The 24462-nt window shown below is 64.6% G+C and carries 28 protein-coding genes; 24 read left to right on the forward strand and 4 right to left on the reverse strand.

Annotated features, from left to right (window positions below):
• Positions 1–55 precede the first annotated feature (55 nt).
• The 5 genes from J2X44_RS09265 to J2X44_RS09285 all read left to right on the forward strand — a co-directional run bounded on the left by J2X44_RS09265 (position 56) and on the right by J2X44_RS09285 (position 4722).
• Positions 56–610, forward strand: coding sequence for a ribonuclease HII (locus J2X44_RS09265; RefSeq protein WP_310089217.1), 555 nt, complete (start codon positions 56–58; stop codon positions 608–610).
• Between the two features lie 16 nt (positions 611–626).
• Complete coding sequence (locus tag J2X44_RS09270) at positions 627–1523, forward strand: oxidoreductase (RefSeq protein WP_310089218.1); 897 nt, start codon at positions 627–629, stop codon at positions 1521–1523.
• A 358-nt stretch (positions 1524–1881) separates the two neighbouring features.
• Entirely contained in the window at positions 1882–3021 is a 1140-nt protein-coding gene (locus J2X44_RS09275) for a site-specific DNA-methyltransferase (RefSeq protein ID WP_310089219.1), read from the forward strand.
• 99 nt (positions 3022–3120) lie between these two features.
• A complete protein-coding gene (gene folP, locus J2X44_RS09280) occupies positions 3121–4251 on the forward strand; it encodes a dihydropteroate synthase (protein WP_310089220.1) in 1131 nt (376 codons plus the stop codon).
• 87 nt (positions 4252–4338) lie between these two features.
• A complete protein-coding gene (locus tag J2X44_RS09285) occupies positions 4339–4722 on the forward strand; it encodes a host attachment family protein (RefSeq protein WP_310089221.1) in 384 nt (127 codons plus the stop codon).
• Between the two features lie 5 nt (positions 4723–4727).
• Here J2X44_RS09285 and J2X44_RS09290 read toward each other — a convergent pair whose 3' ends face one another.
• Both J2X44_RS09290 and J2X44_RS09295 read right to left on the reverse strand, forming a co-directional pair.
• Entirely contained in the window at positions 4728–5444 is a 717-nt protein-coding gene (locus J2X44_RS09290) for an SDR family oxidoreductase (protein WP_310089222.1), read from the reverse strand.
• A 19-nt stretch (positions 5445–5463) separates the two neighbouring features.
• Entirely contained in the window at positions 5464–6897 is a 1434-nt protein-coding gene (locus J2X44_RS09295; RefSeq protein ID WP_310089382.1) for a sigma-54 dependent transcriptional regulator, read from the reverse strand.
• Positions 6898–7129: 232 nt separating this feature from the next.
• Here J2X44_RS09295 and J2X44_RS09300 point away from each other — a divergent pair, with 232 nt between their 5' ends.
• The 8 genes from J2X44_RS09300 (at position 7130) to J2X44_RS09335 (ending at position 13035) form a co-directional block, all read left to right on the forward strand.
• Positions 7130–7249 (forward strand): aa3-type cytochrome c oxidase subunit IV, encoded by a 120-nt coding sequence (locus tag J2X44_RS09300; RefSeq protein ID WP_310089223.1) that lies wholly within the window; start codon positions 7130–7132, stop codon positions 7247–7249.
• A gap of 10 nt (positions 7250–7259) precedes the next feature.
• Positions 7260–8378, forward strand: a complete 1119-nt coding sequence (locus J2X44_RS09305) for an NAD(P) transhydrogenase subunit alpha (RefSeq protein WP_310089224.1) — start codon at positions 7260–7262, stop codon at positions 8376–8378.
• A gap of 27 nt (positions 8379–8405) precedes the next feature.
• Positions 8406–8774 carry a PH domain-containing protein gene (locus J2X44_RS09310; RefSeq protein ID WP_310089225.1) on the forward strand — a complete coding sequence of 123 codons (369 nt, stop codon included), beginning with the start codon at positions 8406–8408 and terminating at the stop codon, positions 8772–8774.
• 186 nt (positions 8775–8960) lie between these two features.
• Positions 8961–9572, forward strand: a complete 612-nt coding sequence (locus tag J2X44_RS09315; protein ID WP_310089226.1) for a fasciclin domain-containing protein — start codon at positions 8961–8963, stop codon at positions 9570–9572.
• Between the two features lie 23 nt (positions 9573–9595).
• Positions 9596–10219, forward strand: coding sequence for a fasciclin domain-containing protein (locus J2X44_RS09320; protein WP_310089227.1), 624 nt, complete (start codon positions 9596–9598; stop codon positions 10217–10219).
• Between the two features lie 164 nt (positions 10220–10383).
• A complete protein-coding gene (locus tag J2X44_RS09325; RefSeq protein WP_310089228.1) occupies positions 10384–10665 on the forward strand; it encodes an NAD(P) transhydrogenase subunit alpha in 282 nt (93 codons plus the stop codon).
• A gap of 1 nt (position 10666) precedes the next feature.
• Positions 10667–12169 carry an NAD(P)(+) transhydrogenase (Re/Si-specific) subunit beta gene (locus tag J2X44_RS09330; protein WP_310089229.1) on the forward strand — a complete coding sequence of 501 codons (1503 nt, stop codon included), beginning with the start codon at positions 10667–10669 and terminating at the stop codon, positions 12167–12169.
• A 167-nt stretch (positions 12170–12336) separates the two neighbouring features.
• Entirely contained in the window at positions 12337–13035 is a 699-nt protein-coding gene (locus J2X44_RS09335) for an amino acid racemase (protein ID WP_310089383.1), read from the forward strand.
• 129 nt (positions 13036–13164) lie between these two features.
• On the opposite strand, the gene J2X44_RS09340 is transcribed toward J2X44_RS09335, so the two are convergent.
• On the reverse strand, positions 13165–13578 hold the full coding sequence (locus J2X44_RS09340) for a DUF2147 domain-containing protein (protein WP_310089230.1): 414 nt from the start codon (positions 13576–13578) through the stop codon (positions 13165–13167).
• A gap of 99 nt (positions 13579–13677) precedes the next feature.
• Between J2X44_RS09340 and J2X44_RS09345 the strand changes: the two genes are divergently transcribed.
• The 8 genes from J2X44_RS09345 to J2X44_RS09380 all read left to right on the forward strand — a co-directional run bounded on the left by J2X44_RS09345 (position 13678) and on the right by J2X44_RS09380 (position 21396).
• Entirely contained in the window at positions 13678–14889 is a 1212-nt protein-coding gene (locus J2X44_RS09345; protein ID WP_310089232.1) for a parallel beta-helix domain-containing protein, read from the forward strand.
• On the forward strand, positions 14886–15926 hold the full coding sequence (locus J2X44_RS09350; RefSeq protein ID WP_310249257.1) for an SO2930 family diheme c-type cytochrome: 1041 nt from the start codon (positions 14886–14888) through the stop codon (positions 15924–15926). The genes J2X44_RS09345 and J2X44_RS09350 overlap by 4 nt, the downstream gene beginning before the upstream one ends.
• A gap of 141 nt (positions 15927–16067) precedes the next feature.
• Entirely contained in the window at positions 16068–16700 is a 633-nt protein-coding gene (gene maiA, locus J2X44_RS09355) for a maleylacetoacetate isomerase (RefSeq protein WP_310089234.1), read from the forward strand.
• Positions 16697–18763 carry a TonB-dependent receptor domain-containing protein gene (locus J2X44_RS09360; protein ID WP_310089235.1) on the forward strand — a complete coding sequence of 689 codons (2067 nt, stop codon included), beginning with the start codon at positions 16697–16699 and terminating at the stop codon, positions 18761–18763. The genes maiA and J2X44_RS09360 overlap by 4 nt, the downstream gene beginning before the upstream one ends.
• A 36-nt stretch (positions 18764–18799) precedes the next feature.
• Positions 18800–19246 carry a MarR family winged helix-turn-helix transcriptional regulator gene (locus J2X44_RS09365; protein ID WP_310089236.1) on the forward strand — a complete coding sequence of 149 codons (447 nt, stop codon included), beginning with the start codon at positions 18800–18802 and terminating at the stop codon, positions 19244–19246.
• On the forward strand, positions 19239–19520 hold the full coding sequence (locus J2X44_RS09370) for an HPr-rel-A system PqqD family peptide chaperone (protein ID WP_310089237.1): 282 nt from the start codon (positions 19239–19241) through the stop codon (positions 19518–19520). Before J2X44_RS09365 ends, J2X44_RS09370 begins: the two co-directional genes overlap by 8 nt.
• Positions 19517–20383: an HprK-related kinase A gene (locus J2X44_RS09375; protein ID WP_310089238.1), complete on the forward strand. Its 867-nt coding sequence runs from the start codon at positions 19517–19519 to the stop codon at positions 20381–20383. Before J2X44_RS09370 ends, J2X44_RS09375 begins: the two co-directional genes overlap by 4 nt.
• The gene (locus tag J2X44_RS09380; protein WP_310089239.1) at positions 20380–21396 is read left to right on the forward strand and encodes a nucleotidyltransferase family protein; all 1017 of its coding nucleotides are present in this window, start codon (positions 20380–20382) and stop codon (positions 21394–21396) included. The genes J2X44_RS09375 and J2X44_RS09380 overlap by 4 nt, the downstream gene beginning before the upstream one ends.
• 23 nt (positions 21397–21419) lie before the next feature.
• On the opposite strand, the gene J2X44_RS09385 is transcribed toward J2X44_RS09380, so the two are convergent.
• Complete coding sequence (locus J2X44_RS09385; RefSeq protein ID WP_310089240.1) at positions 21420–22085, reverse strand: HAD-IA family hydrolase; 666 nt, start codon at positions 22083–22085, stop codon at positions 21420–21422.
• Positions 22086–22245: 160 nt separating this feature from the next.
• On the opposite strand from J2X44_RS09385, the gene glmU reads away from it, so the two are divergent.
• The 3 genes from glmU to J2X44_RS09400 are packed head-to-tail and all read left to right on the forward strand — an operon-like array spanning position 22246 to position 24460.
• On the forward strand, positions 22246–23604 hold the full coding sequence (gene glmU / locus J2X44_RS09390; RefSeq protein WP_310089241.1) for a bifunctional UDP-N-acetylglucosamine diphosphorylase/glucosamine-1-phosphate N-acetyltransferase GlmU: 1359 nt from the start codon (positions 22246–22248) through the stop codon (positions 23602–23604).
• A 5-nt stretch (positions 23605–23609) separates the two neighbouring features.
• Positions 23610–24149, forward strand: coding sequence for a GNAT family N-acetyltransferase (locus J2X44_RS09395; RefSeq protein ID WP_310089243.1), 540 nt, complete (start codon positions 23610–23612; stop codon positions 24147–24149).
• Positions 24146–24460: a hypothetical protein gene (locus J2X44_RS09400; RefSeq protein ID WP_310089244.1), complete on the forward strand. Its 315-nt coding sequence runs from the start codon at positions 24146–24148 to the stop codon at positions 24458–24460. Before J2X44_RS09395 ends, J2X44_RS09400 begins: the two co-directional genes overlap by 4 nt.
• The last annotated feature ends 2 nt before the right edge of the window (positions 24461–24462 follow it).

Consider the following 24462-nt stretch of genomic DNA (forward strand, 5'->3'; position numbering starts at 1 on the left):
TCGACTTCGCTCGAGACGAACGGAAGCGGGGGTTCGGTTTGCTGAGCAGCAGTCGATGATCGTCGGGGTCGACGAAGCCGGGCGGGGGCCGCTGGCGGGGCCCGTGGTCGCTGCGGCGGTGATCATGTGTCCCGAAGGCATTGCCGGGCTCGACGACAGCAAGAAGCTCAGCGGCAAACGCCGCGCTGAACTCGAAACGCAGATCAAGGCGCGCTGCCGCTGGGGCGTTGGCGACGCGAGCGTCGAGGAAATCGACGGGATCAACATCCTGCAAGCGACGATGCTGGCGATGACGCGCGCCGTCGATGCGCTCGGCGTCGAACCAAGCGAGGTGCTGGTCGACGGCAACCGCTTGCCGCGCTGGCGCTATGCCGCGCGCGCGATTATCGGCGGCGACGCGCTGCACCCCTGCATTTCGGCGGCGAGCATCATCGCCAAGGAGCATCGCGACCGTTTCATGGTCGCGGCGGCGCAGGATTTCCCGGGCTTTGGCTGGGAGCGCAACATGGGTTATGGTACCGCCCAGCATCTCGCGGCGCTGCGCCAATATGGACCGACGCCGCTTCACCGGACCAGCTTTGCCCCGGTCGCACAAATGCAGCTGGTCTGAAACGCAGGAGCGCGCGATGAGCAGGGGATTTACCGCCGATGACGTATCGGCGCAGACCGGGCGTATCTTTCTGGTTACCGGTGCCAATGCGGGGATCGGGTTCGAAACGACCAAGGTTCTGGCGGCGCGCGGCGCGCACGTGATCCTGGCCTGCCGCGATCTGGATCGCGCGGACGCTGCGATGAACCGGATCCGCGCGGATGTGCCCAATGCCGAACTGTCGTTTCAGCCGCTTGACCTCGCCGATCTCGAACAGGTGCGCGAGGCGGCGAAAGCCGTGCTGGCGGGGCCACGAATCGACGTGCTGGTCAACAACGCCGGCGTGATGATCCCGCCGAAAACGCTGACAAAGCAGGGCTTCGAACTGCAATTCGGGGTCAACCATCTTGGCACCTTTGCTTTCACCGGACTGGTCCATGGCCATATCGACGACCGTATCGTCATCACCGCCAGCCTGGCGCACAAGGGCGGCCAGATTGATTTCAGCGACCTGTCGGCGGCGCGCAGCTACCATAAATTGCCGCGCTATCAGGCCAGCAAGCTCGCCAACCTGCTGCACATGTTCGAACTCGACCGGCGGTTGAGCGCCGCGGGGCGGTCGACCCAGGCGATCGGGTGCCATCCGGGGGTCGCGATCACCGAACTGACCCGCCATCTACCGATGCCGCTGCGTACGATGACGCCGCTCGCCGCGCCTTTTTTCAACAGTGCGGCGCAGGGTGCGTGGCCGACGTTGCAGGCGGCGACCGGCGCGCATGTCCAAGGCGGCGACTATCTGGGGCCGCAGGGTCTGGGCGAAGTATCAGGGCGATCGGGGCCGGCGCGCGCGACGCGCACTGCGCGTGATGCGACGCTGTCGCGAGAGTTGTGGGAGCGGTCGGTAGAGCTGACCGTGGTCGATCCGGGGATTTAGCCCGGAATTATTTTCGTCATTGCGAGCAAAGCGAAGCAATCCAGAGCCTACGGTAACCGCTCTGGATTGCTTCGCTTCGCTCGCAATGACGATGGATGTTGTTTGAGGCGCTGCCCCCTCCCCATGACTTCGTCACAGGGAGGATCAAGTCGAACTTTTTTCCACCACTGAGTCCTCCCCGCCACACCACCACCCGTTGAGTCCCCGAGTCGCGCCGGACTCCATATGCTGTGTCAGACTCGTTTCGTTCTCATCTCGTTAACCAGTTAGTGACGCGGAATCCCTAGACTTCTGCGCTTGACGGCGGACTCCGCCGGACTCATCAGGGGCTTCTTTCGGATCTTCGCGGGGGCAAAACATGGGTGTGATGGAACGGGTCAAGACCCCGGCGGTAAAGCAGCGGGCGGCAATGACGGCGCCCGTCGAGCTACCGCTCGACAGCATCCTGCAGGGCGATTGCATCGAGATGATGCGCTCGCTGCCCGCGGCGTCGATCGACATGATCTTTGCCGATCCGCCGTATAACCTCCAACTCGGCGGCGATCTGCATCGCCCGGACGGCAGCCAGGTTGATGCAGTCACCGACGAATGGGACAAGTTCGACAGTCTGGCGACATACGACCGGTTTACCCACGCATGGCTGAAGGAAGCGAAGCGTATCCTGAAGCCGGGCGGCAGCATGTGGGTGATCGGCAGCTATCACAATATCTTCCGGGTCGGCACCGCGCTGCAGGACAATGGCTATTGGATCCTCAACGACATCGTGTGGCGCAAGGCCAACCCGATGCCCAATTTCAAGGGCACCCGCTTTACCAACGCGCATGAAACGCTGATCTGGGCGTCAATGGGTGAGAAGGCGCGCTACACCTTTAACTACCGCGCGATGAAGACGCTGAACGACGAATTGCAGATGCGCTCCGATTGGCTGATCCCGATTTGCGGCGGTCAGGAGCGGCTGAAAAAAGGCGGGACCAAGGTCCATCCGACCCAAAAGCCCGAAGCCTTGCTCTATCGTATCCTGCTCGCCTGCTCGAACCCCGGCGACGTGATCCTCGATCCCTTTTTCGGGACCGGCACGACGGGCGCAGTCGCCAAGCGCCTCGGCCGCCATTTCATCGGGATCGAGCGCGAGGATGATTATATTGCGGCGGCGAAGGAACGTATCGAAATGGCGCTGCCATTGGATGAGAGCGCGGTGAAGACGATGATGGCGCCGCAGGCGGCGACACGCGTCGCGTTCGGGATGCTGGTTTCGGACGGGTTGATCGCGCCGGGGACGCTGCTGACCGACGCCAAGCGGCGCTGGAAGGCCAAGGTGCGCGTCGATGGCAGCCTCGATTGCGACGGCCAGCCCGCGGGGTCGATCCACAAGGTCGGCGCCGGGGTTCAGGGTGCGCCGAGTTGCAACGGCTGGACCTTCTGGCACGTCGATGATGGCAAGCAATTGCGGATGATCGACGCGGTGCGGCAGGACTGGTTGCTGGCCAACGAGGCGTAACATTACAGTGTCATTGCGAGCGAAGCGAAGCAATCCAGAGTAGCGTAAACCGCCCTGGATTGCTTCGCTTCGCTCGCAATGACGGGTAAAGGGATAGGCATGTTCCAACCGTTAACCAAACCCGACCTCGGTGCGGCATCCGCGACCGCAAAAATCTATTGCCGCCCCACCTGCTTTGTCGATCGGCCGCATGAACTGGGCGATCATTGCCTGAGGATCGGCGACACCATGGTCTGGTTCGCCGCCTGGCACATCAGCCTGCGCGATGGCGCCAGCGTCAAAGCGGCGATTGTCACCGTCGCCGAATGGGCCGACTGGATCGCGGCGATGCCCGACCAATTGGCCGCGGCCGCGACGGCACAGCGCGCCGGGTTGATGCGCCCGCGCGGCGCGCTTCAACTCGGTGAACGCATGGTGCGGCTGAACGAACCGCAATTGATGGGCATCCTCAACGTCACCCCCGACAGTTTTTCGGACGGCGGCAAGCATGTCGATGCCGTCGCCGCAGCCGATGCAGGCTTTGTCATGGCGAGCGCGGGCGCGGCGATCATCGACGTTGGCGGGGAATCGACCCGTCCCGGCGCGCCGCTGATCTGGGACGGCGATGAGATCCAGCGCGTCGAGGGCGTTGTCGCGGCGCTAGCAAAGGGCGGCGTCGCGGTTTCGATCGACACCCGCAAGGCCGCGGTGATGGCGGCGGCGCTTGCTGCCGGGGCGACGGTCGTCAACGATGTGTCGGCGCTGCGCTATGACGATCGCGCGATGGAGGTGGTGGTGGCTGCGGGATGCCCGGTCGTGCTGATGCATGCGCCGTCGGCCAAGAGCGATCCGCATGAAGGCGGGGATTACACGCACGCCCTGTTCGACGTCTACGACATGCTGGCCGAGCGGGTCGCGGCGTGCGTCGCGGCGGGCGTCGATCCGGCAAAGATCATCGTCGATCCGGGGCTGGGCTTCGGCAAGGGCGTCGCCGACAATCTGGCGGTGATCAATGGGCTGGCGCTGTTCCACACCCTGGGCTGTCCGATCTTGTTCGGCGCCAGCCGCAAGCGGATGATCGGGGCGCTGGATAACGAGGCTGCGGCCGACCAGCGGCTCGGCGGCACCGTCGCGCTGCATTATCAGGCGGCGGCGCAGGGCGCCCAATTGCTGCGTGTCCATGACATACCCGAAAACCGCCAGGCGCTGCGGGTATGGCGCGGGCTGCGCGACGCGGCGCTTACCGGTTGAGGCGAAGCGAGGCAACTCTCGCCGCCCTCCTGCGTATCTTTTGGGACCATGGTGCCAACACGGCGCCGATCCTCCCAGGAGATATTTATGCAACTCCCCTCCGGCTCGCATGTCGTTGTCGCCGACGGCACCCAATTCCAACTGTTCCGTAACAGCGGCAGCGAACAGGAGCCGAGCCTGAAGGCGATCGACCTGCCGACGAACGGTGAATCTGCGCATAATGCCGGGCAGGGTGACACGCCGCGACAAAATGCCGAAGCAGGCCATGCCGCGTCGGTGGCCGAAGCGCTGAACGCCGCGGTGCTGTCGAACAAGATCAAGCAGCTGGTAGTGATCGCCGATCCGAGCACGCTGGGCGAGATGCGCAAGCTGTATCACAAGACGCTGGAAGCCGCGCTGGTGGGCGAGATTGCCAAGACGCTGACGGGCCAATCGACCGACGATATATTGAAATCCGTCGCAAACGCCTGACGGGTTTAAAGGCTGTAACCGCCATCGCTGGCCAAGACGCTGCCCGTGATGGTGGCGGCGGCATCGGACAGCAGGAACGCGATCTGCGCTGCGATTTCGTCGGCGGTCGCCCAGCGGCCGAGCGGTGTGGCGATTTGCGCCATCGCCGTGGCAGCGGCGGCGCGGCTGCCAAGCTGCGTGACCATTTGGGCGAAAAATTCCATGTCGTCCCAGATCGGCGTATCGACGCCGCCCGGCGCGATTGCGTTGACGCGGATGCGGTGCGGTGCCCCTTCCTTGGCGGCGACACGCGCCAGATGGATCGCTGCCGCTTTCGAAGCGGCATAGGCAGCCGTGCCGGGTTCAGCCTTCAGTCCGGCGATCGACGCGGTGATGACGATCGCGCCGCCGCGGCCATGCGCGATCATCGCGCGCATCGCCGCCTGGACACTGAGCATCGCGCCGTCGAGGTTGACCGACAGGGTGCGGCGCCAGTCGGCAAAGTCGAGATCGATCAGCGGCGCGGCGGTCGCGATGCCCGCGTTGACGACGGCTATGTCAATGTTGGCAAGACCGCCCGTCAACCCTTGCCACAGCGCAGGGTCGCCGACGTCCTGCCCCTGCGACAGATCGACGCCGATGATCTGGGCGCCCTCGTTGGCGAGCAGCGTCGCAGTCGCGGCGCCGATGCCCGAGGCATGGCCGGTGATAAGGGCGGCTTTGTTCGAAAAACGGCGGGTCATGCCGCCGCAATTAGGCGCGTCAGGCGGCGGTGTCGATGCCGAGGTCGCTGAGCTTGCGATAGAGCGTTGAGCGGCCAATGCCGAGGCGGCGGGCGACTTCGCTCATCCGGCCGCGATAATGGCCGATCGCGAGGCGGATGACATCGGCCTCGATCTCTTCGAGCGGGCGGAGGTTGCCGTCGGGCAGATACAGGGTGACGCCGATCGCTTCGCCGTTGATCGCGATCTCGCCTTCACCGGTCAGGCTGCCGCCGCCGAGGGTGGCTTCGATCGCACGGAAATCGGCGCTGGTCAGCACATCGGTTTTGCTGCCGACCGCGGCGCGGAACAGCACGTCCTGCAACTGGCGCACATTGCCTGGCCAGGCATAGGCGGCGAGCAGGCGCAGCGCGTCGTCGGTGACCCCGATCGGCCCCATGCCAGGCAGGCCGCCGATCCGCGCCAGCAAATGCCGCGCGAGCGGGCCGACATCGCCGCGGCGTTCGGACAGCGAGGGCAGGGTGAATTGCGCGCTCGACAGCGCGTAAAACAGGTCTTCGCGAAAATGCCCCGCCTCGATCAGCTTTTCGAGTGGGCTGGTGCTGGTCGCGATGATGCGGACGTCGACGCTCTGGCGGATCGTGCCGCCGATCATCTGGACTTCGCCGGTGTTGATGAACTCGACCAGCTTGGCCTGGGTTTCCAGCGGGATGCATTCGACATGGTCGATGATCACGCTGCCGCCGTCGGCTTGCACGAGCCGCCCGACTTGCCGATCGAAAGCGCCGGCAAAGGCGCCGCGTTCATGGCCGAACAGCCCCGATCCGATCAGTCCCGGCGATACCGCCGAACAATCGACCATCACCAGCGCGCCGCGGGCGCGTGGGCTAGCGCTGTGGATGGCGCGGGCAAACACTTCCTTGCCGGTGCCAGGGCGGCCGTTGATCATCACCGGCACCCGCGCGCGGGCGGCCTTAGCGGCGATGGCGAGCGCGCTGCGGAAATTGGGGCTGGAGCCGATGATTTCCTCGAATGCCAACGGCGCGCGGAGTTTTTCGGTCAGAGGGCGAAGCTCACCCTGCGGCCCGCCGGTCGATACGACCCGGTCGAGCGCTTCGAGCAGGCGGTCGGGGGCGATGGGTTTCTGGACGAAATCGCTCGCCCCGGCGCGCATGGCGCCGACCGCGACTTCGACCCCGTTCCGCATCGTGATGACGACGAGCGGGAGGGCGGGCCGCCAGCGGCGCAATTCGGCGACAAACTCGGCCATGTCCATGCCCGGCGCGCCCTGATCGACGAGCACTGCGTCGAGCGCCATGCCTTCCTGGGTACCCAGCTTGGCGAGCGCGGTGTCGGTGTCGGCGGCGGCAATGCTGCGCCAGCCGCCGCGCGACACCAGCGCCGCCAGAAAGCGTTGCTGCGCCGGCTCGCTGTCGACGATCATCACTGTTCGCGTGTCGCGCGTGCTTGCCATCGTTTCGAATCTGCCCTTGTTCGGCGTCGTAATGCCGATTCCTCCGCTCAAGCGCAGTGATGTAGGCCACACGGGTAAAGGGGCGATTAAGGCCGTTCTTCTTTTACGGCGGACAGCCAAAGCGGCACTTGAGCATCAGCGGCGGCGTAGCTAAGACCGGCGCGAAGGCCGATTCCGGGCCGGGCGCGGCGCGCCTGTGCCGAGGAAGGCGGCGGCTGAAGGGGAAAGAGCCATGGCGGAACAGGAAATGAAGGCAGCGAGCGAAACCTATTCGGGTTTTCTGAGCCTGCTGAAAGTCGGATCGATCATCACCGCGATCGTGACCGTTTTCGTCGTTCTCATCATCTCCTGACCGGATCAACATGCGCATCGCTGTCCTGAAGGAGCTCGCCCCCGGCGAAGCCCGCGTCGCCGCGACCCCCGAAACCGTGAAGAAATTCATTGGCTTGGGTGCCGAAGTTTCCGTCGAATCGGGGGCAGGTGAAGCCGCCTCGGTCGCCGACGCCGACTATAGCGCGGCGGGCGCCAGTGTCGGCAGCCGCGCCGATGTGCTTAAGGGCGCGAACATCATCCTCGCGATTCAGGGGCCGGACCCCAAGGGGCTGAGCGGCTTTGCCGATGGCGCCTGGCTTGCCGCCGGGCTGAACCCTTTCGGAGAGCGTGCCCGCATCGATGGCTATGCGGCGCTGGGACTTGAGGCGCTGGCGATGGAATTCATGCCGCGCATCACGCGCGCGCAATCGATGGACATCCTGTCGAGCCAGGCGAACCTTGCCGGTTACAAGGCGGTGCTGATGGCGGCGAACGCCTATGGGCGGGCTTTTCCGATGATGATGACCGCCGCCGGGACGGTGAGCGCCGCCAAGGCGTTCGTGATGGGCGTCGGCGTCGCGGGCCTTCAGGCCATTGCAACCGCGCGTCGCCTGGGCGCGCAGGTCAGCGCGACAGACGTACGCGCCGCGACCAAGGAGCAGATCATGTCGCTCGGCGCCAAGCCGATCTTCGTCGAGAGCGTCGCGGGGATCGAGGGTGAGGGCGCCGGCGGCTATGCCACCGAAATGTCCGACGAATATAAGGCGGCGCAGGCCGAACTGGTATCGTCGCACATTGCCAAGCAGGACATCGTCATCACCACCGCGCTGATCCCCGGGCGCCCCGCGCCGCGGCTGATTTCGGACGCGCAACTGGCGACGATGCGCACCGGCAGCGTGATCGTCGACATGGCGGCCGAAAGCGGCGGCAATGTCGAAGGGTCGGTCCCCGGCGAAGCAAAGCGCATCCACGGCGTTACCGTCATCGGCGCGAGCAACATCGCGGCGCTGATGCCCGCCGACACCAGCGCGCTGTTCAGCCGCAACCTGTTCAACTTCCTCTCGGCCTTTTGGGACAAGGAAGCGGGCAAGCCGGTGCTCGACGAAGAAATCGGCAATGCGATCCGCCTGACGCAGGGCGGCAAGGTCGTCAACGAGCGGCTGCTCTGATGGGCCCGCTCTAATGGGCCCGCTCTAATGGGATTGTTCAGCGCCAGCGATCTGGACGTCACATCGGCGTCGGCCGAGTTCGGACACGCGTTGATCGCCGGTGAAAACATCCTCGCGGCCTTTCGCACCATCCGCGATTCGGTGCTGCTGACCGATCAGCGGCTGATCTATGTCAACGTGCAGGGACTGACCGGATCGAAGGTCGAGTTTCAGTCGGTGCCGTGGCGATCGGTTGTTCGTTTCTCGCTGGAAACAGCGGGCACGTTCGACCTCGATGCCGACATGAAAATCTGGGTGTCGGGCGCCGCCGAACCGCTCCAGGTCAAGATTTCGCGCAAGAGCGATCCGCGGGTTATCCAGCGGATCATGGCCGAGCAAACATTGCTCAAGCGGTAACTGCGACCGCCGTCATTTGTCATCAAAGCGTTTCAAATGCGGCGTTATTGTCCGCGCTATGAAACTATCGTCCGTCGCCGTGCGTCTTTTGGTTGATAGCAACCGTAACTGCCACAACGCGATGGAGACTAGATAATGCGTGCGAAGTTTTTTGCTCTTCCCCTGTTTGCCCTGAGCGCTGCGACGATGATCGCCCCGGCCCACGCCCGCGCCGCCGATGAAGCTGAGGCGACCGTGGCCGAGGCTGAAGCTGCGTCGGGCGCGATGGTCGATAGCTGGAACATCGTCCAGAACGCGACCAAATCGCCTGAGCATAAGACGCTCGTTCAGGCGTTGACCGCCGCAGGTCTTACCGAAACGCTGTCGGGCGCCGGGCCGTTCACGGTATTCGCGCCGACCGATCAGGCGTTCGCAGCGGTACCGCAGCCGATGACCGCTTATCTGATGGATCCGGTCAACAAACCGGCGTTGGCCCAGGTGCTGACCTATCATGTCGTGCCGGGTGCAATCACCTCGGCCGATCTTTATGCCAAGATCAAGGCGGGCGGCGGCAAGGCGACGCTGACCACGGTCGAGGGCCAGCCGCTGACCTTCACCGAGGTGTCGGGCAATATCAAAGTTGACGGCACGCAGGGTAGTAGCGGTTATGTGACGCAGGCCGATGTCGCGCAGTCGAACGGCATGATCCACATTCTGAACGGGGTGTTGATCCCCGAAATCAAGCCTGCTGCGGCGGCAGAACCCGTCGCCGCTCCGGCTGAGGCGGCCCCGGCCGCCGCAGCAACCCCCGCTTCGTAAAGCGGGTATCAAAGGAGAATTTTATGAAACGCGCATTCTTGATGTCGGCTGCCGCCGCCGCCGGCCTTGGCCTCGCGGGCTGTAACAGCAGCCCCGAAACCCCCGCCACCGAGACCACCACGGTGGCCGAAGGCGAAATGGCGCCGGTCGAAACGGCAGGCGCAAACCCGATGGTGGGCGGCGCCGAAATGTTGCCGACGAAAAATATCGTCGAGAACGCGTCGGCGTCTCCGATCCACAAGACGCTGGTTGCCGCGGTCAAGCAGGCGGGTCTGGTCGAAACGCTGTCGGGCGCGGGGCCGTTCACGGTGTTCGCGCCGACCGATGCCGCCTTTACGCAGGTGGCACCGGTAACGCGCGACGGCTGGATGCGCCCGGCGCAGAAAGAGGTGTTGGCGGGCGTGCTGAAATATCATGTGGTTCCCGGCAAGGTGATGGCCGCTGACCTCGCCGCTCAGATTACTGCGGGCGGCGGCAAGGCGGTGCTGAAAACCGCCGATGGCCAGGATCTGACCGCGACGAAGAATGGCGACGCGATCCTGCTGACCAGCGCCAGCGGCAACAAGGCAACGGTAACGCAGGCCGACGTCGGCCAGTCGAACGGCGTGATCCATGTGATCGACGCGGTGCTGGTGCCGAAGATGTAAATTCACATCCGCATACAAGGTTACGCGACATTTTATGTCGCAAAAGGCCCGCATTTCTCGCTTTCGAGAGGTGCGGGCCTTTCTTTTTGTCCGCTTTGGAGTCGACAGGGTGGGAAGCGCGCGGCAAGAGGTGCGCGAAACGGAATCAGCAGGGGAGCGAGCCCGTGGATTTTATCGCGATTTTTTCGATTTTCGTCCTGGCGTGCTTCGTCGGTTATTTTGTCGTGTGGTCGGTAACCCCGGCGCTGCACACCCCGCTGATGAGCGTCACCAACGCCATTTCGTCGGTGATCATTGTCGGGGCGCTGATCGCTAGCGCCGCGGCGGGATCGACCACATCGAAATGGCTGGGACTGGCTGCGGTGGTGATGGCGAGCATCAACATTTTCGGCGGCTTTGCGGTCACCGCGCGGATGCTGGCGATGTACAAGAAGAAGGAGCGCTGAGATGGACATTCAGTCGATCCTTTCGGCCGCCGCCGACAGCCATGGCATTGCGGTGAACCCGTGGGCCGCGGTGGCCTATCTGGTCGCGGGCGTGCTCTTCATCCTCTCGCTTCGCGGCCTGTCCAGCCCGGCGACGGCGCAAAGCGGCAACCGTTTCGGAATGGTGGGCATGACGATCGCGGTCGTCACCACCCTGGTCACTCATGTGCCGATGAAGTTTGGCGATACCACCAACAGCTATACGGGCGTTGATCCTGTCGGGCTGATCGAGATTCTGGCTGCCATCGGTATCGGCGCCGTCATCGGCATCGTGATGGCGCGGCGCATCGCGATGACCGCGATGCCGCAGCTGGTCGCCGCCTTCCACAGCCTCGTCGGTCTGGCCGCTGTCGCGGTTGCCGCCGCCGCCTACCTCAACCCGCAGGCGTTCGGCATCGCTGACGCCGCCGGGCAGATTTATACGGTCAGCCGCATCGAAATGGGGCTCGGCATCGCGATCGGTGCGATCACCTTCTCGGGATCGGTGATCGCCTTCCTCAAACTCAACGGCAATATGTCGGGCGCGGCGATCATGTTGCCGGGGCGCCATATCATCAACCTGGGGACGCTTGCCGCGATCATCGGGCTGGTTGCCTATTTCACCGTCGATCAGTCGCCGTGGGTGTTCTGGACCGTCACGGGACTGAGCTTCCTGATCGGTTTCCTGCTGATCATTCCGATCGGCGGCGCCGACATGCCGGTCGTCGTTTCGATGCTCAACAGTTATTCGGGCTGGGCCGCGGCGGCGATGGGCTTCACGCTGGGCAACACCGCGATGATCATCACCGGCGCGCTCGTCGGGTCGTCGGGCGCCATCCTGTCGTATATCATGTGCCGCGCGATGAATCGCAGCTTCATCAGCGTCATTGCGGGCGGTTTTGGCGCCGATGCGTCGGCCGCCAGCAGCGGATCAACTGAGCAGCGGCCATGGAAACCCGGCAGCGCCGACGATGCCGCGTTCCTGATGAGCCAGGCCGACACTGTCATCATCGTGCCCGGTTACGGCATGGCGGTAGCGCAGGCGCAGCACGCGCTGCGCGAAATGGGCGACCTGCTGAAAAAGGAAGGCGTGACGGTCAAATATGCGATCCACCCGGTCGCTGGCCGTATGCCCGGGCATATGAACGTCCTGCTCGCCGAAGCCAATGTGCCCTATGACGAGGTGTTCGAGCTGGAGGACATCAACGGCGAGTTCGCGCAGGCCGACGTCGCCTTTGTCATCGGCGCTAACGACGTAACCAACCCGTCGGCGAAGACCGACAAGACGTCGCCGATTTACGGCATGCCGGTGCTCGACGTCGAAAAGGCGAAGACGGTGTTGTTCGTCAAGCGGTCGATGGGCGGGGTCGGTTATGCAGGGGTCGACAACGACGTCTTCTACATGGACCAGACGATGATGCTGCTCGGCGATGCCAAGAAGATGACCGATGACATCGTGAAGGCGCTGAACGGCAGCGGCCACTAGGATTTGACGTCGCCCCCGCGAAGGAGTGAAGGGTCGGATTGTCCACCGGACAATCCTTGGACATGCCGGGGGCATGTCCAACCCTTAACTGGCCGCTATCGGCCTTGCTTGATGTCGCCAGCGGCCCCCGCCTTCGCGGGGGCGACGATTTTGAAGAGGATTGAATGTTGCGTAAAATCGGCCTGATCGGCGGCATGAGCTGGGCATCGACCGAGCTCTATTACCGGCACCTCAACAAGGGCGTGCAAAAGCGGCTGGGCACCGCCTGCTCGGCGCCGATCATGCTCGAAAGCCTGAACTATTGCGAGCTGTCGCGGCTAACCACGCCCGAACAATGGGCGCATGCCAAGGACGTGCTGATCGCATCGGCGCAGCGGCTGGAGGCTGCGGGGGCGACCGCGCTGATGATCGCCGCCAATTCGATGCACAAGGTGGCAGAAGATGTCGCTGCGGCGATCTCGATCCCGCTCATCCACATCGTCGATGAAACCGGCGAGAAGATGAAGGCGGACGGGATCAAGGCGGCGGCGGTGATCGGCACGCGCAATGTGATGACCGAGGCCTGGTTTCGCCAGCGGCTGGTGCGGCACGGGCTGACCTTGGCGCCCTATGACATGAGCCGCGCCGAAGAGATCGACCGGATCATTTACGAAGAGCTGATGCAGGGCAAGGCGAGCGAAAATTCGCGGCGCACGATGAAGACCTTCATCACCGACATCGCCAAGCAGGATATTCAGGCGATCGTGCTGGCGTGCACCGAACTGGTGATGCTGGTCGATCCCGACGCCAATGTGCTGCCGATTTACGACACGACGCGAATTCATGTCGCGGCAGGGGTCGATTGGATTTTGGGGGATGAGGACTAATCTTCTCCCCTCCCGCTTGCGGGAGGGGTTGGGGGTGGGCCAGCACCGTTGCGCCTGCCCACCCCGCCGCGGCTAGCGAACAAGTTCGCAAGTCTCGCTGCCCCTCCCGCGTGCGGGAGGGGGATATAATCAGCCCATCTTGGTCCACGTCACCGTGCGGCAGAACAGGCTCACACAGCCCTTCATCGTCAGCTTGCCGCCTTTGACGCGCAGATGCGCCTTGTAATAGCGGCCGTCTTCGGGGCTGTAACCTTCGCCCTTCCACCCGTCGCCATGCGGGACCAGATCCCAGTATATTTGCAGGCCGGTGATCTGGCGGGAGCGTTTCGCCTTGTCGGGATTGCGTTCGTCGAGTTGGCCGCCTGCGGGCTGTTTGACCAAAATGCGCTCGACACGCCCGCACATCTTGGTGCCGCATGCGGCCATGATGACGACACCCTTGCCATCGTCGGTTTTCCAGCGTCCGGCAATCGGCGCGGGCGCCGCCGCCATCGACGGCACCGCGACCAAGGCGAGCAGCGCCACAGCAAATCTTGTAATCAAAGCGACCTCTCCCCGGGTTTAGCTACATGCATGTCAGCAACATCGCTTGGCATCCGTCAAGTCTTGCCGCATGTTCCCCGCAAATCAGGGGAGAGACCTATGCGATTCCATGGCCTTCACGCGGCGACGCTGGGCATATTGGCGATCCTCGCCGCCCATCCGGCGGCCGCCAAGACGATCAGCGTCAGTGCGACAACGCCCGATGCCAATGAAAAGCTGCAAGAGGCGCTGATCCTGGCTGAACCCGGCGACATCGTGCAACTGGGCGCGGGGACATGGAAGCTGGTCGACGGGCTGTCGCTCGATGTCGCGGGCGTCACGGTGCGCGGTGTCGGGGCGGGCGAGGGCGGATCGGTCCTCGACTTTACCGGCCAGCAGGGCGCGGGCGAGGGGCTGCTGGTCACCAGCGACGATGTGTATCTGACCAATTTTGCGGTGCTCAACACCAAGGGTGACGGGATCAAGTCGAAGGGCGCCGACCGCATCGTCTATCACCAGCTGCGCGTCGAATGGACCGCTGGGCCGAAGGAAACCAACGGTGCTTACGGCATCTATCCGGTTGAGAGCAGCGATGTGCTGATCGACAGCGTCTATGTGCGCGGCGCGTCGGATGCGGGCATTTATGTTGGCCAGTCCAAGAATATCGTCGTGCGCGATTCGATCGCGACCGAAAATGTCGCGGGGATCGAGATCGAGAACAGCTTCAACGCCGACGTTCACGATAATATCGCGACGAAAAACACCGGCGGCATATTGGTGTTCGACCTGCCCAGCCTGCCAATGCAGGGCGGGCACAATGTCCGGGTGTTCGAGAATATCGTCAACGACAACAGCACGCCGAACTTCGCCCCCAAGGGCAATATTGTCGCGAGCGTGCCGACCGGCACCGGGGTGCTGGTGATGGCGAATCGCCATGTCGAGATTTTCGACAATGTGTTGGCCGACAATGGCACCGCCAATGTGATGATCGTCGGCTATCGCTACGAGCACAAGGATCCCAAATATCAGCCGTTACCCCGCGACATCGTCGTGCGCGGCAATATGCATGGCAAGGCGGGCTACGCCCCGGCGTTCGAGGGTGGGGCGCAGATCGCCGCGGCGTTTGGCGGGTCGATTCCGCCGGTGCTGTGGGATGGTGCGGGCGATGCGGTGGTGCTGGACCAAGTCGGGGTGCTGTCGCTGAACCTGCCCGACGTCGCGACTCCGCGCGATCAGGCGAAGCCCGCGCCGGTCGATCTGTCGACGGGGACGCCGCCCGCGGCGCTCCCGGCGATCAAGCTGCCCGAGGTGATGGAGGCCAAGGTCCGGTGAGACGGGTTTTTGCCGTCTTGGCGGCGACGCTCGGCTGCGTCAGCGGCGCGTCCACGATGACTGCGCCGACCGTCGATCAAGCGTTGGTCGAGGGCGAGGCGAGCCCACAAAAACTGTCCGAATTCGGTTTTGGCATGGCGGCGGACGGCTATCGCCCGGCGGCGGCGTTCGGCTACACGCTGCGCACGCCGTTGTTCAGCGATTATGCCGCGAAAGATCGCTACGTCTATGTGCCGCATGGCAGCAGCGCGCGCGTGGCCGCCGACGGCACGATCGAATTTCCGGTCGGCACGGTGCTGTTCAAAAGTTTTGGCTGGCCCGATCACAATGGCGGCAGGCCGGTCGAGACGCGATTGCTGATCCACCGCAACACAGGCTGGGTCGCGCTGCCCTATATCTGGGACACCGATGGCAAGGATGCGACGCTGGCGCTGGGCGGGCGGCGCGTACCGGTGACGTTCAAAAGCCCCGACGGCGAAACGCACAGCATCCGCTATGCGGTGCCGAACAAGAACCAGTGCAAGGAATGTCACAGCAAGAATGGCGTGATCGCGCCGATCGGTCCCAAGGTGCAGAATTTCGCCCTCACCGCCGAGCGACGGCCGCTGCAGGCGCCGCCGATCCGCTTTTCTTATGTAGGCGCGCGGCCGCCCGCGATGCCGCAATGGGACGATCCCAAGGCGGGCAGCATTGCGGACCGCGCCCGCGCCTACCTCGACGTCAATTGCGCCCATTGCCACAATCCGGCGGGCAGTGCGTCGAACAGCGGGCTTTTCCTGCGCTGGACCGACGATCCGACCGGCGTGAATTACGGCATCGGCAAGCGCCCGACCGCGGCAGGGCGCGGCAGCGGCGGCATGGATTTCGCCATCGCCCCCGGCGACCCCGCGCATAGCTTCATGATCTATCGCCTCGAAAGCACTGACCCCGGCATCGCGATGCCCGAAGTCGGGCGATCGACGGTGCATAAGGAAGGCGCGGCGTTGTTGCGGCAATGGATTGCGGAAATGCCGACGGGCGGGCAGAAGGCGCTCTAAAGGTCGCTTCCCAATTCCGTTCGCTCTGAGCTTGTCGAAGGGCCGTTCTTTCTTTGCGGCGTCAAAGGGAAGAACGGTGCTTCGACAAGCTCAGCACAAACGGGCTTGGTGTCGGTTCATGAAATGGATGGTGAACTCCCAATGACATCCCTCGTCCTCCACGATTATTTCCGCTCCTCGGCCAGCTATCGCGTGCGCATCGCGATAAACCTGAAAGGGCTCACCTATGAGCGCGTCGAGGTCAGCCTGATCGCAGGCGAGCAGCGCAGCGACGCCTATCTCGAACTCAACGCGCAGGGCTTTGTCCCGATGCTGGTCGCCGACGGCGAACCGATCATCCAGAGCATGGCGATCATTGACTGGCTCGACCGCGCGTTCCCCGAGCCGCGGCTGATCCCCGAGACGGCAATGCCGCGCGCCGTCGCGCTGGCGCAGGCGCAGGTGGTGGCGAGCGACATCCATCCGCTCAACAATCTGCGGGTGCTAAAATATCTGACCCGCGATCTGGGTCTGAACGAGCAGACCAAGGACCGCTGGATCTCGACGTGGATCGCGCAGGGATTCGAGGCGCTCGAGGCGATGGCGGGCGACGGAACCTATCTCGGCGGCAATACGCCCAGCATCGCCGACTGCTGCCTGGTGCCGCAGATGTATAACGCACGGCGGTTCGAGGTGCCGGTGGACGACTATCCGCGTCTGGTGGCGATTGATGCCGCGTGCTTGGAGCTGGAGGCTTTTCAGAACGCGCATCCCGATGCGGTAAAGCCCGCGTGATCCGGCTGTTAGTGGGGACTGCGGCGCTGGCGATGCCGGCGGCGGCGCTGGCGCAGGAGGTGCAGGCCGAACAGGTCGATCCCGACAATGATGGGGGTTGTTGCAGTTTCTGGACGACGCGACTGCCACCCGAGATCATCATCGTTAACGGCAGCGGTTTGCTGAAGCCGCCCACTAGCGATCGCGCCCAAGGCTCAACGCTCGTCGTCGATGTCGCGCCCGGCCTCGGCGCCCGCATCGAGAACCGCTTGCGCGATGAGGCGGGCATCGTCCAGTTCCGTCGTAGCGACGGGCGCAGCGCGCATCCGACAAGCCAGGGCGTGACCTTGCGCGGGCTGGGCGGCAACGCATCGAGCCGCGCGCTGGTGACCCTCGACGGTGTGCCGCAAGCTGATCCCTTCGGCGGTTGGGTTGCCTGGTCGGCTTATGACGCGATCCATCTCGGCGGCCTCCTCATAACCCGCGGTGGCGGTGGTGGGGCCGACGGACCGGGAGCGCTCGCGGGGACGATCGGATTGCATTCGCGCATGACCGACGGCGCCGACGCGAGCGCCGCTTATGGCAGCCGAAACGGCGTCGACCTGTCGGCTTCGATCGGCGGCGATGTCGGTCGCGGGCAGATTGCGGTCGATGGCCGCTACAGCCGAGGCGACGGCTTTGCTCCGGTTGTCGAGGGGCAACGCGGGAATGTCGACCGCGCCGCTCCGTATGAGCAAGGCGGCCTTGGGGTGCGACTGCGTTTCGACGCGAGCGCCGACAGCCGGATTGAAGCCAGCCTGCGCCGATTTGCCGATCGCCGCGACCGTGGAACCGATTTTTCGGCCAGCAAGATCGACGGCCTCGATGCCAGCCTCCGTTTCGTCCACCGCCCCGATGGCGGGGTGCAATGGCTGGCGCTCGCCTATGTGCAGCTGCGCGATTTCGAAAGCGGCTTTGCCAGCGTTGCGGCAGGACGGAACAGCGTCGCGCCCGCGCTGTTCCAGCGTGTCCCGGCCACCGGGATCGGCGCGCGCCTTGAATTGCGCCCGGCAATCGACCGCGCCAATCCGCTCCGCATCGGCGCCGACTGGCGCCGCACCACCGGCCGCACTGAGGAGGATTTCTTTTTTAGCGGCGTCACGCCGGGTCGGCACCGCGTTGCGGGGGGCGCCAGCGATACCGTCGGCGCCTTTGCCGAATGGACGTCGGGCGACCCCGGCGACGGCCTTTTGTGGACCTTCAGCGGCCGTATCGATCGCTGGCGGCTGGCGGAAGGCTATCGGCTTGAGCGCAATATCGCCGGTCCGGTCATCACCGACCTACGCTTTGCTGCGCGGCAAGGGTGGGAGGGCAGCGGGCGCGCCGGGGTGCGTTGGAGCTCGGGCGACCTTGCGCTTCGTGCCGCCGCCTATCGCGGCTGGCGCCTGCCGACGCTGAACGAACTGTATCGCCCCTTCCGTGTCGGGGCCGAGGTGACGACAGCAAACGAAATGCTGAAGCCCGAGCGCCTGTGGGGCGGCGAAGTGGGAGCCGATTGGGTCAGCGGCGACACGAAGCTGTCGGCGACCTTGTTCGCCAACCATCTGACTAACGCCATCGCCAATGTGTCCTTGGCACCGAACCTGAACCAGCGGCAGAATCTCGATGCGATCGACAGCAAGGGTATCGAGCTCAGCGCCGAGCAACGGATCGACTTTCTGACCTTGCGCGCGACTTATGCATTCACCGACGCCACGGTTGACGCATCGCAAGGCGCGTTGGTGCTCGACGGCCGACGACCGGCGCAGATCGCGAAGCATGGCGGCAGCATTTCGCTGGGTAGCAATGCCAGCGGCCCTTTGGGCGGCTTTGTGACGCTGCGCTATGTCGGCAAACAGAATGAGGACGACCTTGGGCTGCTCCAACTCCACGACGCGCTGACCCTCGACGCGGGCCTGACTTGGCGGCTCGCCGACGCGATCAGCCTGGAAGCGCGCGGCGAAAATTTGTTCGATGAACTGGTGCCCGCTGCCATCTCATCGGCAGGAATCGTCGAGCGCGCGACGCCGCGGACCTTGTGGATCGGCGCGCGGCTGTCGTTCTGACCTTCACAGGGCGGCGATTGTCGATAAGAACGTGGCATGGTCGCCAAAACACTGAACCTCGACAATTTCCTGCCCTATCGCCTGTCGATCGCATCGAACGCGCTGTCGGAGCGGATTGCGGCGGAATATCAGAACCGCTTTGGGCTGAAAATTCCCGAGTGGCGGTTGATGGCGGTGCTCGGCGAGGGCAAACCCAAGACGCAGCGCGAGCTGGTCGAGGCGACGCGGATGGACAAGGTGACGGTCAATCGCGCCGCCAAGGCGCTGGCCGAGCGGCAATTGATCGCGCGCCAAGCGCATGAGATCGATGGGCGGTCGCACCATCTGGAACTCACTATAACCGGGTGGTCACTATACGACGCTATTGTCCCTGCTGCTCTGGCGAGCGAGGCGCAGCTGGAATCGAACATAACTGCCGCCGAGCGCGCGACGATGATGGCAATCCTGGCCAAGCTGACCGCTGCCGCCGAAGATTATGCCTGACCCCGCCTATCGCGCCGCGCCGCCGGGCGCGCTGCGCGTCGAGCCTCTGGGCGAGCTGACCGCCATCTTTGATCGCCGGTCGATGCAGACGCATCTGGTTGTATCGCCAATGCCCGAGATACTGGCGGCGATGGGTGCGGACGACTGCGACGCGGCGACGCTCGCGGCGCGCTTGGCCCGAAGTTTCGACTTTGACGGCGCGGGCGAGGTCCTGCCGATCCTGGCCGAGCGGCTCGCCGAACTCGCGGCGATGGGGCTGGTGGCGCGCGCGTGAGGCACACTATTCGCATTGCGGTCGGCCCGGTCCAGTTTCGGATCGGCAGCGACTGGCTGGCGCCGATTGCGGCGCTCGACCAGTTGTACTGCGGCTATCCGCAAGACAACGCCCGCCCGGCCGATGCCACCGTGCGGCTTTTCGCGGCGCGGCCGTGGCGGCGCTTGGTGCGCCCGTCGGTGCATATCGGAGGCGATTTCGTCGTGCCCGACGCGCTGCCGCTGCCGCTGTCGATGGGGCTGCTTGCCGCCGAGATGGGGATGAATTTGCAGGTCGCGCTGGGGTGGCGGCGGCATATGCTGCTCCACGCCAGCGCGGTCGCGAAAGATGGCCGGGCGCTGATCATGTCGGGGGAGTCGGGATCGGGGAAATCGACCCTCGCGGCGCTGCTGGGTGAGGGCGACTGGCGCCTAATGGGCGATGAATTTACCCTGATCGAACCGGGCGCAGGCGAAGCACTGGCGTTCCCGCGCGCGGTCAGCCTGAAGAATGAAGCGATTTCGGAAGTTGCGGCGCGGGTCGATGCGGCGCGGCTGGGACCGCTGCTGGCAGGCACGCCAAAGGGCGACATTCGCCACCTGATCCCGCGCACGGATGCGATCGCGGCGATGCACGAACCCGCGCGGCCCGCATTGCTGTTGTTCCCGCGTTTCGGGGGCGCGGCGGCGGTCGAGCCGATGGGCGAGGGTGAAGCGTTCGTCCGGCTGACCGAGGCATCGACCAACTATGTCGCGCTGGGCGAGGCGGGTTTTGAGGCGCTGACCCGGCTGGTGCGAGAGACCCCGGCGCTCGGCATTTCCTACCCCGACAGCGCGACCGGGATCGCGCTGGTCGAGCAATTATGGGCTGAGGCGGCGCGGTGAGTGCGGTGCGGGCCTTTGTCGATCTGCTCGCCGATCGCCGCGACGCCGCCACGCTTGCACCGCGCGAGTGGGACGGCGTGATCGGCGTGGCGCGGAGCGAGGCGATGCTGGCGACGCTGGCGCACCGGCTGGAGGGCGCCGACCTGCCGCCGACCGTCGCCGCGCTGTTCGCCGATCAGCGCGCCGCCGCCATGGTCGCGCAGCGTCAGGCGCTTTGGGAGGCCGAGATGACACGGCGCGCGCTGGCGCCGCTGGGGATCGAATTTGTGCTGCTGAAGGGAGCCGCCTATGCCGCCGCAGGCATGGCGTGCGCGGCGGGGCGGCAGATCGGTGACCTCGACATATTGGTGCTGGCGCCCGACATTCGCCGGGCCGAAAATGCGTTGCTGGGTGCGGGGTGGGAATGGGTCAAGTCCGACCCCTATGATGATTTCTATTACCGCGCGCATATGCACGAGCTGCCGCCGCTGATCCACAAGGTGCGCGACCGGATGATCGACGTTCACCACACGATCTTGCCGCGCACCCACCGGATTACCCCCGATGCGTTGGCGCTGGTCGGCGATGCGGTGGTCAGCGCAGACGGCTTTGCGGTGCTGAACCCCGCCGACATGGCGTGCCACTGTGCCGCGCATATGCTGGCCGATGGCGATTTGCAGGGTGGCTTGCGCAACCTGTGGGATTTTCACCTGATGACGCGCGATTTCGCCGCGGTCGATCCCCGATACTGGCGGCGGGTCGATGCGCGCGCGCGCTTGCACGGGTTGCAGGATGCGGTGCAGCGCGCCGCGCGCCTGTCACGCGAGCTTTATGGTGCGGTGCTACCGGAAGGCTGGGGCGGGCGTGATCCGGCCGATCGCTGGTTTCTCCGGCGCCTGCTCGCCCGTGACGATTGGGGGCGAGTGACGCAGCCTTTATTGGAGCAAGCCTTCTATATCCGCTCGCACTGGCTACGGATGCCGCCGCGGCTGCTGGCCCCGCATCTGTGGACGAAATGGCGAAAGAACCGATAAAGTCCCTCCCCTTCAAGGGAGGGTCATAGTAGGCCTAGCAGCCGGACCAGATCGTCATACCTGTCGATCACATGATCGGCGCCCAGTTCTGTGGCAGGCCGATCGAGAAAGCCGAAGCTGACCGCAATGCTGGTGACCCCGGCGCTATTGGCCGCCGTCACGTCATAGATGCTGTCGCCGACAAAGGCCGCGCGACCGCCGCCGCAGCGCTCGACCATCGCATGGATCGGTGCGGGGGAGGGCTTGGCGTTGCCCGGACCCAGCGTGTCGCCGCCGATGATTGTCGCCATACGCTCGGCCAGCCCCAGTTCGCCGAGCAGTTTGCGCGCCATATCCTCGCGTTTGTTGGTCACCACCGCGGTTGACACGCCCAGCGCATCAAGCCGGTCGAGCGCGGCGGTCAGCCCCGGAAAAGGGCGGCTGTGAACCGCGATATGCGCTTCGTAAAAACGTAACAACTCACGATAAAGCCGCTCGAAATCGCCGCCGGGGATACTGCCGGTCGCGGCGAACCCCCGTTCGAGCATGTGCCGCGCGCCCAGCCCGATCATCGGCCGCACCTCAGCTTCCGTCAGCGGCGCGCGAGCGGCGAGAGCCAAGGCGTGATTGACCGCCGCCGTCAGGTCGCCCGCCGTATCGACCAGCGTGCCGTCGAGGTCGAAGCCGACGATCGCGAAAGGAAAACTCATGCGGCAACTCCTGATTTCCGTTCGTGTCGAGCGAAGTCGAGACACCCATAAGCCGGCCATGGACTATAGGCATCTCGACTGCGCCCGATGCGAACGGGTTTGAGAGGGCGCATGGCGCGCCGCTCTGGAATCCGCAATCATTTGCTGGCATGGGGCGGGCATGAGCAATCCAACCGTCCCTCCGCTTGCCGCCGTCATCCTTGCCGCGGGCAAGGGAACCCGCATGAAATCTGACCTGCACAAGGTGCTGCACCCGATCGCGGGACGACCGATGCTACTGCATCTGATGGCGAGCTTTGCCGCGCTGCCCCCGGCCAAAACGGTGGTGGTCGTCGGCGACAAGCGCGACCAGGTCGAGGCGGCGGTAGCGCCGAGCGGCGCGCTGGTCGCGGTTCAGGATCCCCAGCTCGGCACCGCGCATGCGGCGCTCCAAGCGAAATCAGCGCTGGCCGGTTTCGATGGTCTTGTCCTTGTCTGCTTCGGCGACTGCCCGATGCTGACTGCCGATACCGTGCGGCGCCTGTGTGCGCCGCTCGACGCCGGCGCGCTGGTCGCAGTGCTGGGTTTCCGGCCCGACGATAGCGCCGCCTATGGCCGGATTATCGCCGACGCCGACGGCAATGTGTCAAAGATGGTTGAACATAAGGACGCGAGCCCAGCTGAACGCGCGGTCAATTTGTGCAATTCGGGGGTCATCGTCGCCGCCGCCTCCGATATGTGGCGGCTGCTCGAAGCGGTCGGCAATGACAATGCGGCCGGCGAATATTATCTGCCCGACGTTGCCACCGGCGCGATCGCCGAGGGCGCCCGGGTCGTCGTCGTTGAAACCAGCGCCCAGGAAGTGGCCGGGATCAACAGCCGCGCCGAACTCGCCGCTGCCGAAGCGATATGGCAGGACTATAAACGCGAAGAGGCGATGGCGGGCGGCGCATCGTTGAAAGCGCCCGACACCGTCTGGTTCTCGTGGGACACCCAGCTTGGCCGCGACGTGACGATCGAACCCAACGTGTTTTTCGGCCCCGGCGTGAGCGTCGCCGACGGCGTCACGATCCGCGCCAATTGCCATATCGAAGGCACGGCGATCGCCAGCGGTTGCGAGGTGGGACCGTTCGCCCGTCTGCGCCCCGGCACGGTGCTGGGCGAGAAGGCCAAGATCGGCAATTTCGTCGAAACCAAAAAGGCGGTACTGGGCCAGGGTGCCAAGGCGAACCATCTGACCTATCTGGGCGACGTCACCGTGGGCGCGGGGGCTAATATCGGCGCCGGGACGATCACCTGCAATTACGACGGCTATTTCAAATATCAGACGGTGATCGGCGAAAACGCGTTCATCGGATCGAACAGCGCGCTGATCGCGCCGGTCACCATCGGCCGCGACGCGATCGTCGCGGCGGGCAGCGCGGTGTCGCGCGACGTCGCCGCGGGTGACCTCAGGATGGTCCGCGCCGAACAGTTGGTAAAGCCCGGCTGGGCCGACCGCTTCCACGATGCGATGCGCAAGAAAAAGGCAGGCAAATAGGGGCCATGGCCGCGCCGACGCTGCATACGCCACGGTTGGTGCTGCGCCAGATCCGCGCGGACGACGCCGCCGCGCTGTTTCCGGTGCTGTCGGACCCCGATGTGATGACCTGGTGGTCGAGCGGTCCGCATCAATCGCTTGCCGAGACCGCGGATTATGTCGCATCAAACGCCGCCGAAGGGCAGGGTTTTGCGTGCTGGGCGATCACCTTGGGCGACGATGTCGCGATCGGGTGGGTGATCCTGATCGACGGCAAGCCCGATGTGAAGGAAATCGGCTATATCCTGCACCGCGACCATTGGCGCGGCGGGATTGCGCGCGAAGCGGTGGCGCGCGTCATCGACTACGGCTTTGGCGAACTGAAGCTGCGGCGCATTTTTGCCGATACCGATCCGGAGAACAGTGGATCGATCGCGCTGCTCGATCGGCTGGGATTTCAGCGCGAAGGCCATTTGCGCGGCGAATGGGAAACGCATATCGGGGTGCGCGATGCGCTGATTTTCGGTTTGCTGCGCGACGAATGGACGATGGAGACGACCAAATGAGCGACCGCTACACCGACAAACCCTTTCTGCGCTTCGTCGATGCCTGGGTGCTGAAAGCGATCGGCCATCTCGACGCTGCGACCGAAAGCTATTGTCAGGCGATGGTGCCGCAGCTGAAACAGAGTTTTGGCCTGACCGGAAGCTGGGAACGGATCGTCGAACAGCAGATGAAGTTTGGCCCCGATCTGCCCGAACAAATCCGCACAATTTGGACCGACGGCACCGCGCGCTTTGCCGACGGCAATGGAACAGCCCCCGACCCGGTGCAGTTCGCCATGATTTTCGTCGATCGCAACTTCGGCCGCGCTTGACA

The sequence above is a fragment of the Sphingopyxis sp. BE259 genome (assembly GCF_031457495.1).
GTDB lineage: Bacteria > Pseudomonadota > Alphaproteobacteria > Sphingomonadales > Sphingomonadaceae > Sphingopyxis.

Bases quoted from the DNA above. Each gene is read 5' to 3' on its own strand.
- J2X44_RS09330 (WP_310089229.1), top strand. From the start codon at position 10,667: ATGGACATTCAGTCGATCCTTTCGGCCGCCGCCGACAGCCATGGCATT.
- J2X44_RS09365 (WP_310089236.1), top strand. From the start codon at position 18,800: ATGGTCGCCAAAACACTGAACCTCGACAATTTCCTGCCCTATCGCCTG.
- folP (WP_310089220.1), top strand. From the start codon at position 3,121: ATGTTCCAACCGTTAACCAAACCCGACCTCGGTGCGGCATCCGCGACC.
- J2X44_RS09320 (WP_310089227.1), top strand. From the start codon at position 9,596: ATGAAACGCGCATTCTTGATGTCGGCTGCCGCCGCCGCCGGCCTTGGC.
- J2X44_RS09265 (WP_310089217.1), top strand. From the start codon at position 56: ATGATCGTCGGGGTCGACGAAGCCGGGCGGGGGCCGCTGGCGGGGCCC.
- J2X44_RS09275 (WP_310089219.1), top strand. From the start codon at position 1,882: ATGGGTGTGATGGAACGGGTCAAGACCCCGGCGGTAAAGCAGCGGGCG.
- J2X44_RS09305 (WP_310089224.1), top strand. From the start codon at position 7,260: ATGCGCATCGCTGTCCTGAAGGAGCTCGCCCCCGGCGAAGCCCGCGTC.
- J2X44_RS09285 (WP_310089221.1), top strand. From the start codon at position 4,339: ATGCAACTCCCCTCCGGCTCGCATGTCGTTGTCGCCGACGGCACCCAA.
- maiA (WP_310089234.1), top strand. From the start codon at position 16,068: ATGACATCCCTCGTCCTCCACGATTATTTCCGCTCCTCGGCCAGCTAT.
- J2X44_RS09315 (WP_310089226.1), top strand. From the start codon at position 8,961: ATGATCGCCCCGGCCCACGCCCGCGCCGCCGATGAAGCTGAGGCGACC.
- J2X44_RS09400 (WP_310089244.1), top strand. From the start codon at position 24,146: ATGAGCGACCGCTACACCGACAAACCCTTTCTGCGCTTCGTCGATGCC.
- J2X44_RS09345 (WP_310089232.1), top strand. From the start codon at position 13,678: ATGCGATTCCATGGCCTTCACGCGGCGACGCTGGGCATATTGGCGATC.
- J2X44_RS09290 (WP_310089222.1), bottom strand. From the start codon at position 5,444: ATGACCCGCCGTTTTTCGAACAAAGCCGCCCTTATCACCGGCCATGCC.
- J2X44_RS09385 (WP_310089240.1), bottom strand. From the start codon at position 22,085: ATGAGTTTTCCTTTCGCGATCGTCGGCTTCGACCTCGACGGCACGCTG.
- J2X44_RS09270 (WP_310089218.1), top strand. From the start codon at position 627: ATGAGCAGGGGATTTACCGCCGATGACGTATCGGCGCAGACCGGGCGT.
- J2X44_RS09295 (WP_310089382.1), bottom strand. From the start codon at position 6,897: ATGGCAAGCACGCGCGACACGCGAACAGTGATGATCGTCGACAGCGAG.
- J2X44_RS09300 (WP_310089223.1), top strand. From the start codon at position 7,130: ATGGCGGAACAGGAAATGAAGGCAGCGAGCGAAACCTATTCGGGTTTT.
- J2X44_RS09310 (WP_310089225.1), top strand. From the start codon at position 8,406: ATGGGATTGTTCAGCGCCAGCGATCTGGACGTCACATCGGCGTCGGCC.
- J2X44_RS09395 (WP_310089243.1), top strand. From the start codon at position 23,610: ATGGCCGCGCCGACGCTGCATACGCCACGGTTGGTGCTGCGCCAGATC.
- J2X44_RS09370 (WP_310089237.1), top strand. From the start codon at position 19,239: ATGCCTGACCCCGCCTATCGCGCCGCGCCGCCGGGCGCGCTGCGCGTC.
- glmU (WP_310089241.1), top strand. From the start codon at position 22,246: ATGAGCAATCCAACCGTCCCTCCGCTTGCCGCCGTCATCCTTGCCGCG.